This is a genomic window from Desulfobaculum xiamenense (assembly GCF_011927665.1).
Taxonomy (GTDB): domain Bacteria; phylum Desulfobacterota; class Desulfovibrionia; order Desulfovibrionales; family Desulfovibrionaceae; genus Desulfobaculum; species Desulfobaculum xiamenense.
This window is the reverse complement of record NZ_JAATJA010000001.1, coordinates 1,336,405-1,349,828: the sequence shown is the minus strand read 5'-3', so window position 1 is coordinate 1,349,828 and position 13,424 is coordinate 1,336,405. Positions and strand designations below refer to the sequence as shown.

The following is a 13,424-nucleotide window of genomic DNA, read 5'->3' as shown; positions in this document are numbered from 1 at the left end:
GTCGATGTTCAAGTTCAGAAGTCTCAATACGTTTCTGTCGATTCTGGTGGTGGCGGTCATTGCGTCGTCGGTGGGCGGGCTGGTCTGGTACGTGAATCATTCGAGCTACGACATGGCGCTCGAACTGGGCACGCAGACGGCGCAGCAGGGCTGCGAGGGGACCGTACGGGCCATCGAGAGCTATCTGGAGTCCGCCGAGGTGCTGGCTGGAAGCCTCGTGCGCGAGAATGCGGTGCAGAATGCGTTGTCCTCGTCCTATGGGGCGAATAAGGCCTTCACGCGTCTCAAGCAGGTGCTGGAGGCGCATGAATCCTGTTGGGGCATCGCCGTGTTCGACGCGCAGGGCAATTTTGTGTCCGGCGTGGACGTCAAGGGCGCGAGTCTCGCTGGAGAGCAGCGGGCAGATGCAGATTACGTGAAGGCCATCATTGGCGGAGCGGAGCGCTTCGTCAGTCCGTCCGTGATCCGTACGGCGGATGGAGCGCTCGTCTTCGCCGCCGCCCATGCCATCAAGGACGGCTCGGGCGATGTGGTCGGCGGGCTTGCGGTGTTTCCGCGCTGGGACATGTTCACCGCCCGGTTCCTCGATCCTGTGCGCGTCGGCGCGGAGGGGTACGGCTTCATTTTCGACTCCACGGGCACCGTGCTCGCCCACGGCGCGGACAAGTCTCTGCTGCTCCAAAATATTGGCGACCAGCCCTTCATCCGCGAGGCCATCGAACGCGGCAGCGGCGAGTTGTGGTACGAGTGGGAGGGCCGCCGCAAGTTCATGAGCGTGCACACAGTTGCCGCTTCCGGGTGGCTGGTGGCTGTGAGCGAGTACGAGGACAATCTTGCGGCCACGGCCATCGGGCAGCGCAATTTCATGATCGCGGCCGGGGCGGCGATGGTTCTGCTCGTGGCGGGGGGAATCGTGCTGTTGGTGCGGACCTATGCGCTTCGGCCGCTGGCGGCCATGGAGCGCTTTGCCGGGCGCGTGGCCGAGGGCGATTTCAGGGCCGAGCTCGACGGGGAATATCGGTTCGAGTTCGCCGGGCTGGCGCACCATGTGCGAGCCATGGTGGAGGAACTCAAGCGCAAGCTCGGCTTTTCCGAGGGGGTGCTGGGGGGCATCACGCTGCCCTGCACCATTACCGGCCCGGACAACCGCATCCTGCATGTCAATGCCGCCATGTGCGACTACCTCGGCAGGCCCGGCGATCCGGAGTCCTACGTCGGGCAGACGTCGGGGCGCTTCTTTTGGAATGACGACACGCGCTCGACGGTGTCCAGTCGGGCACTTGCGGAGCAGCGTCAGATTCGCGAGGAACTGCCCTACGTGCGGCCGGACGGACGGGAGCTCGTGGTGGACGTGGCGTCCACACCGTTCTTCGACATGGACGGCAATCTGCTCGGTACGCTGGCGATATGGTTCGATCTTACGGAAATTCGCGCGCAGGAGGCGAGGATTCGCGCCCAGCACGAACGGCTGGCCATGGCCGCCGGGGATGCGCAGGACGTTTCGGGAATGGTGTCCTCGTCCGCCGAGGAACTCTCTGCGCAGGTGGAGCAGTCCAATCAGGGCGCGGGAGAGCAGCAGCGCCGCACCGCCGAAGTGGCCACGGCCATGGAGGAGATGAACGCGACGGTCATCGAGGTGGCCCGCAACGCCGGGAGCGCCGCTGAAATGGCCGAGTTGGTGCGTGGCAAGGCGCAGGCTGGCGCGCGCGTGGTGGAGGATTCCGCGACCATCTCCAGCGAGGTCGCCGAGCGCAGCGTTGCCCTGCGCGACAGCATGAGTGAGCTTGGACGGCAGGCCGAAGCCGTCGGGCAGGTTGTCACCGTCATCGAGGATATCGCGGATCAGACCAATCTTCTGGCGCTCAACGCCGCCATTGAGGCCGCCCGCGCAGGCGACGCCGGACGCGGTTTCGCCGTGGTCGCCGACGAGGTGCGTAAGCTGGCCGAGCGGACCATGACCGCCACTCGCGAGGTCACTCAGTCCGTGAAGCTGATCCAGAGGAGCGCGGACGAGAATGTGCGGGCCACGGTGGAAACCGTGGAGGCCGTGCAGCGTAGCCGCGATCTGGCCCAGCAGAGCGGCGGGGTGCTTGGGGAGATTGTCGGGATGATTGAGCAGACGGCCGATCAGGTGCGTGCCATCGCTACGGCGGCGGAACAGCAGTCCGCCGCTAGCGAGGAGATAGCCAGCGCCACGGAAGGCATTCGCTCCATCGCCGACGAGACGTCCGCAGCCATGACCGAATCCGCCCGTGCAGTGGCGGGGTTGGCCGAGCAGGCGACGCGGCTTCAGGACATCATCGTCCGCATGCGCGAAGGCTGAGCCTCACGCACGTCGCGACATTACGAAAAGGCCTGCGCGGTTCGCACTGCGCAGGCCTTATTTTATGCACATTGGGACGGCGCTAGGCGTCGGATTCCGGGGCGTCGTCCGTGTCGGCCTGTGCGCCGCGCTGGGGGGCCGGTACGCGCGGCAGGTGCCGCCGGAGTTTCTTGGCGGCCTCGGCCGGGGCGTCGCCGGTGGCGAGGTGATGCATGACGCCCTTTGGCGAAATCCAGTGCCAGCCTTCCGGCTCGCGCAGGAGGGTTGCTCCGTTGGCATGGAGAAAGTCCTCGGCCAGTGCGCGTTCGACGGCGTCGTGCATGTCGTCGAGCAGGCGCTCGTTTTCCAGCGCCAGCGCCGCGCAGCGGAAAATTTCCAGAGCGCCGTGGACGATGTCGTGCAGGGAGACGTCCTCCGGTTGGCTCTTACGTTTGCCGGAGAGGAGACGTTCGAGGGCTGCGAGGTCCTTGCGCAGTGCCGCGATTTCCTCGCGGGCCGTTTCCTTCGCCTGCTCCGTGGACTCGACGAGCGTTTTGAGGGCTGGTGCTGGGAGAGTGCGTGGTTGTGCCATGGGTGGAATCCATGCTCCTTTCGGCTGTGCCGGAGATCAGTTGAGGCGTTCGCGCCGGCCTGCGCTCATTCGCCGCCGTACCCGAGGACGGCGGCGAGGTAGGTCAGCACGGAAATGCCAGCCAGAGTCCATACGATGATCAGCGCGACGATGAAGCACACCAGCGACAGCACCCGGACGGCGAACGGGGTCCGGATGAGGCGCGGGTGGACCGCGTCGGTCAGCAGGCCGTGCAGGAAGAAGTGCCATGCCAGCAGAAGCACGAGAAAAATGGCGACGGCATAGATGATCATGCGCACCTCCCGCGTGTGTGGTCCATGGGCACGACGCGCACGGCCGCGCGTCTTCGCCTGGATGACGAATGATCGTAGCAGGATGGCGCGGGGTGGGCAACATGTCCGCGCCTGTCGCGCTGTGGCGCGGGGGCTGATGCGGCCCGGGCGCGAAAAAGGGGGAATTCCATGCGGAATTCCCCCTGTCGTCTCGTTTGGAGAGCGAGCGCTGGGCGTGGTGGTCTATTCGACCTTGCCGCCCCTGCGGACGATTTCCTTTGCGGGGATGAGTCCGGTGGCGCTGGCGGAAACGATGTTGCCAGCAACGCCGGGACCGTCGCCCGCAACGAAGAGGCCCTTGATTTGGGTCTCCAGCATGTTCGAGGTCTCCACCTGCGTGGCGAAGAACTTGATCTCGGGCGCGTAGAGCAGGGTTTCGTCGTTGGCCACACCGGGCACGGCGAGGTTCAACTGTTCGAGGCCTTCTACGAGGTTGGTCACGATGCGCTCGGGCAGCGCCATGGCGATGTCGCCGGGGGTGACGTTTTTCATGGTCGGCTCGACGTAGCTATTGTTGATGCGGGTCCAAGTGCTGCGGCGTCCGCGCTTGAGGTCGCCGAAGCGCTGGAGGATGGGCTTGCCGCCGCCGATGATGGTGGCCAGCTTGCCGATGGACTCGCCGTAGGCCTGATTGTCCGTGACCGGCTCGGTGAGCACGACCTTGGACAGGAACGCGAAGTTCGTGTTTTCGGACTTCTGGTCCATGTTGGCGTGGCCGTTGACGCACACGAAGTCCTGATAGTTTTCGAGGGCGACGAAGCCGCCGAAGTTCGTGCAGAACGTGCGGGTCTGGTCGTCGTACTTGGGCGTGCGGATGAAGAAGGTGGGGTCGTAGACGATGTTGCACAGGTCGCGCATGATTTCGTTGTGCACTTCCACGCGCACGCCGACTTCGATGCCACGCTGGGTCACGCTGAGGCCGTGGCTCTGCACCACGCGGGACACCCACTCCGCGCCGACGCGGCCCGGGGCGAGGATGACGTTGGGGGCGTAAAAGCCGCCATGCTTGGTCAGCACGCCGGTGACGCGGTCGCCGTCGACGATGATGTCCTTGACCTCTTCGGAGGTGCGGACCACGACGCCCTTCTTCTTCAGGTCGTCGACCATGCCGTTTATGTGGTGGGGCAGCTTGTCGCTTCCCAGATGCTTCTGCTTGATGATGAGCAGGTCCACGCCGTTCTTCATGGCGCTCTTGCGGATTTCGCGGGCGGCGGCCATGTCGGTGGGGTAGACCTGTCCGTCCATGCCGTAGGCGTTGTAGATGCTCTCGGTTTCGTCGATGAGCGCCTGCGCCTGCGCAAGGGGCATGAACTGGGTGAGGTCCGTCTTGCCGAGGATGGGGATGTAGTTGAGCTTGCCGTCGGAGAACAGGCCAGCTCCGCCCATGCCGGAAAGGATGTTGCACGGCTTGCAGCGGATGCATTCCTCGCCGTGGCCGATGGGACACTTGCGGCTCAGGGGGGCCTTGCCCTTTTCGAGGATGAGCACGCTCAGGTTGGAATTCTCGGCCAGATGATAGGCTGCGAACAGTCCGGCGGGACCGCCGCCGACGATGATGACGTCAAAATTCTTTTCTTCGGTCTGGGAAACCATTCCATATCTCCAAGGGTTTTGTTGGATGGAGTGCGGCGCGGCCGGGATGGCGTTGCGCGCAAAACCCTTGATTGTGCATTCCACGTTTGAAAAGGAAAAGCAACAGGAAAAAAACGGTTCCAGTCCCAAAAAACTAGAAGCCCGAGGCATTCCGGGGGGCTTGGACTACTGTGTCGCGTGTGGATGGGCGAGGTGGCGGTAACGGAAGCGGAAGGGGCGGATGGGCGAATCGGCAAGGCTCCGGGCGGAGCCTTGCCGGATTGGATGCTAGGCTTCCTCGCTAAGCTCCCGCAGGTAGCGGAAGAGCAAGCGGGCGGACTTGGGCGGTTTGTTGCCCTCGGCCTCGCGGGCGGCGTTTCGCGCGAGCTGGCGCAGGCGCTGGCGGTCCGCTGCGGGGTGTTCGGCAACGATGGTTTCGATCATGTCGGCATCGCCGGAGATGAGCGCGTCGCGCCATTTTTCGAGCTTCTGAAAGTGGCGGTTGTCCGCCTGCTGGACGGTCTGGAAGCCTTCGAGCGCCTCGGTGATGGCTTCGAGGTCCGATGCCTCGCGCATGAGGCGGCCCATGTACTGCATGTGCCTGCGTCGCGCCTCGTGGCTGCGCACGTCCTTGTAGGCCAGCGCGGCCTCGATGAGCGGTTTGGGAATGGGCAGTCTGCGCACGGTGTCCGGCGGCATGGAACACAGGCGCTCACCCATTTCCTGCAGGGCGATCATCTCGCGCTTCTTCTGGGATTTGCTCTTTCGTTCCGGTTCTTCGAATTCGTCTTCGTACTGGTCGTTCATTTCCGTCTCCGTGAAAATCATTGCGTCGCCATCAGGGTGCGTAGACGCCGTGTCGCCTCGGTGGCCGTCAGTGTGGGGCCGTGGCTTTGAAACACGTCGCTCACCCCGGAATTGTCCATGATCCAGAGCATCTTGCCAGCAGTGGTCGCGAGGGTCTGCGGGCATTGCGCCACGCGCCCGGGGGCGGTGCGCGCCGCGGTGTCGTCGTCGAGCGAGGCCAGAAGGTCGCCCGTGAACAGCGCGCCCTTCACGCGCAGGCAGATGCTGTCAACCGTATGGCCCGGTGCGTTGTACACCTGAAGGGCCGTGGCGTTCGTCAGTGGCAGGGCCAGCGCCTCAAGCTCCCCGTGGGGGGTGAGCAGCGAGCGATACACGCCGATTGCGCCGTGCCCGCGAAACAGCCCCGTCAGCCGGGGAAAGTGCGGTAGTGCAAGGTGCATGTCGTCCGCGAGGGTCACCTCCGCGTCGCCGGACGCCAGCGGCGTCACGGCCAGCCCGTGGCACAGGACGGTGGCGCGCAGAGTCGTGTCCGCCAGAAGCGGACCCGCCGCGCGGCAGATGTCCGCATGGGCGTGGGTGATGAAGACGCTGACGGGGCGTGGTGTGTCGAGGACCAGTTCGAGGAGCAGACCGTGGAGTTCCGCGGCCATGTCCTCGGGGAGGCCGGGGTCCACCACGATGATGGTCTGCGGTGTCTCGACGACATGGCAGACTGCGCCCCATTGTGTCGCCGGGGGCGCGAACGAGCGGATTCTGGCGTCGTTAGCGCCGGGGACGAGTCTCCACGGTCCCAGGTCTGGCACATGTATAAGGTGCCTCATGTCCGGTCCTGCCTTGTTTCCCGTAATGTGCCCACGGTTGGCGGGCGGCGGGAACATGATACGGATACAACAACGCGTGGCGGGCGTCCAGAGGCGGCGCGGGCGGCTCGGGGCGCGACGCCCTGGCCCGAGCTGCCCCAGGGCGAGGCACTCATGACGTGAACGATGTTCTTGTGAGTGTGTGACGGCCTGTGCTATGGACCTTGAATCCTGAAGAATCCATGCCGTGTAGCAGTGGCTGCACTGTACCAACAGCGTCTGGCGACGCAGCGCCGGGGGGCCATGAAGAAGGACTGGGAACCGAGCAGGGCGGAACTCGAACGGGAAGTCGAGGAGCTGCGCGAGCGAGTGCGTCAGTTGGAGGCTGAGCGCCAACCGGTCGAAGGCGATTTGCTCCATCACGTCGTCGACAATCTGGATATTCCGGTATTCGTCAAGGACGAGGAACATCGCTGGGTCTATCTCAACCGGGCCGCCGGGGCCGTGTTCGGCCGGACGCCGGAAGAGATGCTGGGGCGTACGGATACGGATTTCTACCCGCCTGACGAGGCCGCCGACATATGGCGGCAGGACGACACAGTCCTCGCGCAGGGCTGTCCGCACTTCTTCGAGGGGCGCAGGACGTGGCTCGGCGGGCAGCGACAAGCCCTGTGTCTCAAGAGCCCCCATGTCGATGCGGCGAGCGGGCTGCGCTACATCGTCGGCACGGTGCAGGATGTGTCCGAACTGCGGGCCACGCAGCATGCGGCGCGGATGAGCGAGGAAAAGTACGGGCTCTTGGTGGAGAACGCCCGCGAGGCCGTGACCGTGGTCGGCGAGGACTGCGTGCTGTTCGCCAATGCCAGTACAGCCGCGTTGACGGGGTATTCGCTGGACGAACTGCACGCGATGCCTCTTGGTGATTTGCTGCATCCCGACGACAGGGACGCCGTGCTTTCCAATCGCGCCCTGCGTGTACAGGGTGGGGACGCTCCCGAGACTTACACCTTCCGTATCGTCTCGCGCGACGGGGCGGTGCGCTGGGTGAGCGGCAGCAACGTGCGCATCGTGTGGGACGGCCTGCCCGCCGTCATGACCTTTTATTCAGACGTCACGGATACGGTCGTGGCGCGGGAGGCACTGGCCGCCAGCGAGCGCAGGCTCCGTCGCATCATGGACCTCGTGCCGCATATGATCTTTGCGCGGGACGCGCGTGGCCGCTACATCATGGCCAACCGCGCCATGGCCGAGTCCTGCGGGACGACGGTGGAGGAGATGATCGGCACCCCGCATGAGCGCTACTGCACTTGCGAGGGCGGGAAGTGTCGGTTTCTCGCGCAGGACAGGAAGGTCATCCTGACTGGTGAGCCGCGTACGGAACCCGCCCTGCCTTTCCGCGACGCAACCGGCGTGGATCGCATCGTCCAGTGCTCCTTCATCCCGATGGAGGGCGAGAATGGCCACCGGGCATGCCTCGGTGTGGGCATCGACGTGACATGGGAGCGCCGCACGCGGGACAGGCTGCGCCGACTCAACCGGGGGCTTTTGTCACTCGGGCGCGATCACGCCGCGAACATCGCCGCGCTGGTCGCCCTGTGCGGTGAACTGCTCGCCGCCGATTGCGCGGTCTACAACCGCCTGGAAGGCGGCATGCTCTGTTCGAGGGAATCGTGGAACGCGCCGCCGGATATGCCGCGCGTCGACACCGCACCGGGGCATATCTGCACGGACGTCATCGAGCGCGGCGAACTGGATCGGCTGTTGGTCATCCGCGATCTGGGAAAGACGCCCTACGCGAAGAGTGATCCCAACGTGCTGGCCTACGGGCTGCAAACCTATCTGGGCATGGCCGTCATGTCCGGAGGAGAGGCCGTGGGGTCGCTGTGCGCGGTCTATGCGGCGGATTACGATCCTGACTACGAGGACGAGTGGCTCATGGGCCTTCTGACCACGGCCATCGCCGCCGAGGAGGACCGCATGCGTGCCACGCGGGAACTCTTCGAGAGCGAGGGGCGCTACCGTGCCGCCTTCGAGCAGGTGGCCGTGGGTATGGTCCACAGCGCTCCGGACGGGCGTTTCCTCAAGGTGAATGACCGCTACTGCGCGATTACGGGCTATACGCGGGCGGAACTCCTCGGAATGAAGGTTTTCGATGTGTTGCATCCCGACGAGCGGGCTAGCGGAGCGGCGGCCTATGCGCAACTGGTCGAAGGGACAAGCCCCCTGTACGATTTCGAGCGGCGCTATCTGCGGCGCGACGGTCGGCACGTGTGGGTGCGGGTGACCGCATCGGCCGTGCGCGATGGCAAGGGCGAGGTGCGCCTCGTCAGCGCGATGGTTGTGGACGTGACGTCTCGCCGCAGCGCCCAGGAGGAGCTGGAGCGGACCAACCAGCAGCTTCGCGCGTTCCTGGATAATTCTTCAGCGGCCATATTCTTCAAGGACGTCGAATCGCGGATCATCCACGTCAACCGCAGTTGGCGGGAGTTCATGGGCGTTTCTCCGGATAGGGACCTGCGGGGGGTGAGCGTCTATGACATCCTGCCGAAGGAGACTGAGGCCACGTTTAGGGCGCAGGATCGTGAGGTCATCGCCGCTGGGCAGCCCATCCAGCGCGAGGTGGTGATGCCACTGCTTTCGGGTGAACGCGCCATTCTGATTACCAAATTTCCCATGTGCGATGAGGCCGGAGTTTTGTGGGCCATAGGCGGCATCCTGGCCGACATCACCGAGCGCCGGCTGGCGGAGCAGGCCCTGCGCGACAGCGAGGAGAAGTATCGTCGTCTGTTCCACAACGCCTCGGACGCCATTTTTCTGCATGCGGCCGCGCCGGATGGGCAGGGCTGGCGCATGCTCGAATGCAACGACAGGGCCTGCGCCATGCTTGGCTTAGAACGCCACGAACTGCTGTCCATGAATCCGCAGTGGCTTGTGGGGCAGGCCGGGTGTTCCACCCGCGTCCGGACCTTCGAGTCTACGGTCCGCTCGGGCGGGGGGGACGAGTTGCAGGTCGAGATCGCGGCGCATGCCTTTCTGTTGGCTGGGCGGCCGGTCACGCTGTCCGTGGTGCGCGACATCACGCAGCGCAAGCGCATGGAGAACGCGCTGATGCGTCGCGACAGCGTGCTGGAGGCCGTGGCCTTCGCCGCGCGGCGTTTTCTCGGTTCGACGGACTGGCACGAGCATATCGATGACGTGCTCGAATTGCTTGGCGAATCGGCGGACGTTAGCCGCGCCTATGTGTTCCGGCTCGTGACGGACGAGTCCGGCGATACGGGAATGCGGCTGGAGCACGAGTGGTGCGCGCCGGGAATCGCGTCGCAGCTGGATGCGCCGGATCTGCAATTTTTGAGCTTCAGCCGAGCGGACCTGCATGACCTGCGCGATACCCTCGCCACGCGCCACGCGTTTTTCGGCCATACGCAGTGTCTGCCCGAAGCAGACCGCCTTGTCCTCGAACCGCAGGACATACGCTCCGTGGCTATTGTGCCCGTGTTTGCGGGGGGGCAGTGGTGGGGGGCGCTTGGCGTCGACGAGTGCCGCCACGACCGCGACTGGTATTCGGTGGAGCTGGAATCCCTCGTGGTCGCTGCGGATATGCTCGGCAATGCCGTGCTGCGCGGGAATGTCGAACGTGCAATGCGCGAGAGCGACCACCGTTTCCGGCTCATCGCGGGCACGGTGGAGGATGTGTTCTGGATTTCCGAGCCGGGGCGGCATGTGCTGGACTATTTCAGCCCTACGCTGGCGCGTTGGCTCGGGGACTGCGAGACGACCGATGCTGCGCGGACGCGCTTTCTCAATGCTGTGAATGCGGACGATCTGGAGCGCGTTCGCGCCGTGTACGACGAGACGGACCGCGAGCAGTGGGAGGTGGAGTATCGGCTGAAGTGCATAGACGGCGAGGAACGCTGGTTCAGGGACCGGGCCTTCCTCGTGCATGGGGAAACGGGCGAGCGGCGGCTCATCGCGGGCATCACCGCGGACATCACGGAACTCAAGCTCGTGGACGCGAGCCTTCGCGAGTCCCTGCGGGTGAAGGAACTGTTGCTTCAGGAAATCCACCACCGGGTCAAGAACAATCTCCAGATCATTTCCAGCCTGCTCGATATGGCCGGTCGGCGGATCTGCGACGCCAAGGCCTCGGAGATCATTCGCGATCTGCAATCCAAGATCCACAGCATGGGTATGATCCACATGCAGCTTTACGGCCTTGGGAACTACGGCAGCATCGACATTAGCGATTACGCCCAGATGCTGACGTGGCAACTCGGGCAGATGTACAATGCCGCGTGGGTGACCCCCGTCTTCGACATGGAGACGATCCACCTGCCGCTCGATTTGGCCATCCCGTGCGGGCTGGTTCTGAGCGAGGCGCTGTCCAACGCTTTCAAGCACGCCTACCGTGAGAAGCGGGACGGTTCGCTCGCCATGAGCATAGGCCGGACCGATGACGGCAGGGTGCGCATTTGCGTCGTCGACGACGGGCCCGGCATTCCTGGTGGGGTGAACTTCGCCACCGCGAGCAGCCTCGGCCTGCGGCTCATGCGCAATATCGTCGAATTTCAGTTGGGCGGTACGCTGGACATGAAAACCGACAACGGAACCGCCGTCACCATCACCTTTGGCGTTGCCCCGCAGGGAGGTGCCAATGAATAGCGAAGACATGCACAATCATTCGATAATGGTCGTCGATGACGAAGGCGTCATCATCACGCAGCTCGAAGAGATGCTCGACAGCCTTGGCTACCGTGTCGTGGCCAAGGCCTCGGCCGGGAGCGACGCGGTGCGCCTTGCGCGGGAACTGCATCCAGACATCGTGCTTATGGACGTCGTCATGCCGGGAGAGATCGACGGCATCACCGCCTGCGGCATTATCCAGAGCGAGATGGACATTCCGGTCGTCCTGCTGACGGCCTACGGGGACGAGCGGCACGTGGCGCGCGCCAAGGCCGTGCATCCCTACGGATACATCCTGAAGCCCAGCCAGAATGACCAGATACGGGCCACCATCGAGATCGTGCTCGAAAAGAAGGACATGGAGCGCAACCTTGATGGCATGGTGTCCGGACTTCGGCACACGGCGGAGGATCGCCGTCTGCAACTCAAGGAGATTCATCACCGCATCCGGAACAATCTCAACATGATCACGTCCCTTCTGGCCTTGCAGGCCCTGCATTCGCGCAGCCGGGAGTGTGTGGACGCCTTGCAGGCCGTGCGCAGCCGGGTGGTGACCATCGCCCGCATCCACGAGCGCCTGCACGCGGCGGACAGTGCCGAGACCATCGACTGCGCAGGCTATTTCCAGAGCATCGCCGATGCGCAGGCGCGCACCACCGCAGTGGCCGGAAGGGTTGACGTCCGCCTCGATTGCGGCGAATTCCACCTTGAGCCGGACAAGGTCATGCCTATGGGGCTCATCCTCAACGAACTGGTGTCCAACGCGCTGCGTCATGCCTTCGAGGACGGACGAACCGGTGAGGTGCGCGTGGGCTTCGCCCGAAGCGGTCCGGGGTATGAATTGCAGGTGTCGGACAACGGCAGCGGCCTGCCGGTATCGCTCAACCCGGAAACGTCCGGGACGCTTGGCTTCGAACTCGTGCGTAGCCTCGTGGCGCAGGTTGGCGGCTTCATGGCTGTTGATCGTGGAAACGGAACAACCTTCCGTATCAGCTTCCCCGCGTAGGATTCGCGGGTTTCATTCGGAGATTTCGAATTCATGGCAGACCTGCTTGACGCGGCGACCATCGAGTCGTTCGCGGTGTCGCTCGCGCGCTGGGTGCGTACCGAGGTGCTGGTGCCGGCTACGCTGGCCCAGGGCATCGTTGTCGTTGGCATCCTCGCGCTGGCGTGGATAGCTTCCGGGGCGATACGCCGCACGCTTCGAGCGCGGCTGGATGGGCGCTTTCGTGGTGAGGGGGTGCTGGACCGCTTCGTGTCCGCAGCGATGCGGACCATCCCCGTGGCGCTGGCCTTCGTGCTGGTGTGGGTGTGTGTGGTCGTCGCGCGGCGGGTGGACCTGCCGTGGCGCTTCCTGCATCTGGCGGAGAGCCTGCTCGGCGCGTGGATAGCCATACGCCTCGTGTCGTCGCTTTTGCTTTCGCGCTTCTGGGGGCGGGTGTTCGCGGCCGTGGCGTGGGGCGCAGCCGCGCTGAACATCGTTGGGCTTCTGTCCCCGGCGCTCAAGTTTCTTGACGGACTGGGGTTCACCATGGGCGACGCGCGGCTCTCGGTGCTGTCGTTGGCCAAGGCCGGGCTGGTCATGGTGCTGCTCTACCGCTTGGGCATGTGGCTCGCCACGCATCTTGAGGGACGCCTCGCCCGCGTGCCGGAATTGACGCCTTCCGTGCGGGTGCTGCTGGTCAAGCTGCTCAAGATTTTCATTCTCGTCGTGGTGGTGATGACGGCGCTGTCGAGCGTGGGTATCAACCTGACGGCGCTTGCGGTGTTTTCCGGTGCCGTCGGCGTTGGCGTCGGCTTCGGCCTGCAGAAGGTGGCCGCCAATCTTATTAGCGGCTTCATCCTGCTCATGGATCGCTCCATCAAGCCCGGCGACGTGGTGGAAGTCGGCGGCGTGTACGGCTGGATCACCGACCTGCGGGCGCGGTTCGTGTCCGTGGTCACCCGCGACGGCAAGGAAATCCTCATCCCCAACGAGGACCTCATCACCTCGCAGGTGGTGAACTGGTCCTTTACCGACCGTAACGTGCGCCTGAAGATTCCCGTGGGCGTGGCTTACGGCTGCGACCCGCGCAAGGCCATCGAGCTGATGCTGGACGCGGCGCGCGCAGTGCCACGTGTGCTGTCGAATCCGGAACCTGTCTGCCATCTGGTGAATTTCGGCGATAGCTCCGTGGACCTCGAACTGCGACTGTGGATACAGGACCCGGAAAACGGCCTCGTCAACGTGCGAAGCGCCGTGCTGCTCGGCATCTGGGACCGCTTCCGCGATAACGGCATCGAAATTCCCTTCCCCCAGCGCGACGTGCATATCCGCACGAAGTAGCCTCCCTTTTCGC

General features: G+C 64.5%; 9 protein-coding genes. 4 read left to right on the top strand and 5 right to left on the bottom strand.

Annotated features, from left to right (window positions below):
* Positions 1-4 precede the first annotated feature (4 nt).
* On the top strand, positions 5-2,323 hold the full coding sequence (locus tag GGQ74_RS06175) for a methyl-accepting chemotaxis protein (protein WP_167940624.1): 2,319 nt from the start codon (positions 5-7) through the stop codon (positions 2,321-2,323).
* Positions 2,324-2,405: 82 nt separating this feature from the next.
* On the opposite strand, the gene GGQ74_RS06170 is transcribed toward GGQ74_RS06175, so the two are convergent.
* From GGQ74_RS06170 to GGQ74_RS06150, 5 genes are all read right to left on the bottom strand, one after another.
* Positions 2,406-2,894 (bottom strand): hypothetical protein, encoded by a 489-nt coding sequence (locus GGQ74_RS06170; RefSeq protein ID WP_167940623.1) that lies wholly within the window; start codon positions 2,892-2,894, stop codon positions 2,406-2,408.
* A gap of 65 nt (positions 2,895-2,959) precedes the next feature.
* Complete coding sequence (locus GGQ74_RS06165) at positions 2,960-3,187, bottom strand: hypothetical protein (protein ID WP_167940622.1); 228 nt, start codon at positions 3,185-3,187, stop codon at positions 2,960-2,962.
* 222 nt (positions 3,188-3,409) lie between these two features.
* Positions 3,410-4,819 (bottom strand): NAD(P)/FAD-dependent oxidoreductase, encoded by a 1,410-nt coding sequence (locus tag GGQ74_RS06160; protein WP_167940621.1) that lies wholly within the window; start codon positions 4,817-4,819, stop codon positions 3,410-3,412.
* 267 nt (positions 4,820-5,086) lie between these two features.
* On the bottom strand, positions 5,087-5,605 hold the full coding sequence (gene yjgA, locus GGQ74_RS06155) for a ribosome biogenesis factor YjgA (protein WP_167940620.1): 519 nt from the start codon (positions 5,603-5,605) through the stop codon (positions 5,087-5,089).
* A 17-nt stretch (positions 5,606-5,622) separates the two neighbouring features.
* The gene (locus tag GGQ74_RS06150) at positions 5,623-6,426 is read right to left on the bottom strand and encodes an MBL fold metallo-hydrolase (RefSeq protein ID WP_167940619.1); all 804 of its coding nucleotides are present in this window, start codon (positions 6,424-6,426) and stop codon (positions 5,623-5,625) included.
* 234 nt (positions 6,427-6,660) lie between these two features.
* On the opposite strand from GGQ74_RS06150, the gene GGQ74_RS06145 reads away from it, so the two are divergent.
* Genes GGQ74_RS06145 through GGQ74_RS06135 form a run of 3 tightly spaced genes read left to right on the top strand, consistent with a single transcriptional unit; the run spans position 6,661 to position 13,411 of the window.
* Entirely contained in the window at positions 6,661-11,064 is a 4,404-nt protein-coding gene (locus GGQ74_RS06145; RefSeq protein ID WP_167940618.1) for a PAS domain S-box protein, read from the top strand.
* Positions 11,057-12,091: a sensor histidine kinase gene (locus tag GGQ74_RS06140; RefSeq protein WP_167940617.1), complete on the top strand. Its 1,035-nt coding sequence runs from the start codon at positions 11,057-11,059 to the stop codon at positions 12,089-12,091. Before GGQ74_RS06145 ends, GGQ74_RS06140 begins: the two co-directional genes overlap by 8 nt.
* Before the next feature lie 33 nt (positions 12,092-12,124).
* Positions 12,125-13,411 (top strand): mechanosensitive ion channel family protein, encoded by a 1,287-nt coding sequence (locus tag GGQ74_RS06135; RefSeq protein ID WP_167940616.1) that lies wholly within the window; start codon positions 12,125-12,127, stop codon positions 13,409-13,411.
* Positions 13,412-13,424 lie beyond the last annotated feature (13 nt).

Excerpts from the sequence above, each read along its gene's own strand:
- GGQ74_RS06175 (WP_167940624.1), top strand. The coding sequence starts at position 5 with ATGTTCAAGTTCAGAAGTCTCAATACGTTTCTGTCGATTCTGGTGGTG.
- GGQ74_RS06170 (WP_167940623.1), bottom strand. The coding sequence starts at position 2,894 with ATGGCACAACCACGCACTCTCCCAGCACCAGCCCTCAAAACGCTCGTC.
- GGQ74_RS06165 (WP_167940622.1), bottom strand. The coding sequence starts at position 3,187 with ATGATCATCTATGCCGTCGCCATTTTTCTCGTGCTTCTGCTGGCATGG.
- GGQ74_RS06160 (WP_167940621.1), bottom strand. The coding sequence starts at position 4,819 with ATGGTTTCCCAGACCGAAGAAAAGAATTTTGACGTCATCATCGTCGGC.
- yjgA (WP_167940620.1), bottom strand. The coding sequence starts at position 5,605 with ATGAACGACCAGTACGAAGACGAATTCGAAGAACCGGAACGAAAGAGC.
- GGQ74_RS06150 (WP_167940619.1), bottom strand. The coding sequence starts at position 6,426 with ATGAGGCACCTTATACATGTGCCAGACCTGGGACCGTGGAGACTCGTC.
- GGQ74_RS06140 (WP_167940617.1), top strand. The coding sequence starts at position 11,057 with ATGAATAGCGAAGACATGCACAATCATTCGATAATGGTCGTCGATGAC.
- GGQ74_RS06135 (WP_167940616.1), top strand. The coding sequence starts at position 12,125 with ATGGCAGACCTGCTTGACGCGGCGACCATCGAGTCGTTCGCGGTGTCG.